Origin of the sequence: Nocardia sp. BSTN01, assembly GCF_015354405.1 — a bacterium.
GTDB lineage: Bacteria > Actinomycetota > Actinomycetes > Mycobacteriales > Mycobacteriaceae > Nocardia.
Window position 1 is genome coordinate 1 of sequence record NZ_JADKYP010000202.1, and the last position, 224, is coordinate 224.

1 protein-coding gene is annotated in these 224 nt (G+C 67.4%); it reads left to right on the forward strand.

Going from position 1 to position 224, the window contains the following annotated elements:
- Positions 1-18: 18 nt before the first annotated feature.
- The coding region (locus IRT45_RS36535; protein ID WP_309241314.1) for an IPT/TIG domain-containing protein at positions 19-224 on the forward strand (206 nt) is incomplete at its 3' end.

Sequence of the window (224 nt, forward strand, 5' to 3'; positions counted from 1 at the left end):
ACCGGGGGGACCACGGTCGTGCTCACCGGAACAGGTCTGACGGGTGCGACCGGGGTGAGTTTCGGTGCCACACCGGCGAGTTCGTTCACCGTCGACTCCGATACCCAGATCACCGCCGTCGCTCCCGCTGGGGCGGCCGGGACGGTGTCGGTCACGGTTGCCACTGTGGGTGGGACGAGTAACGGGGTGTCCTACACCTATGTCGCGGTGCCGACACTGACCAC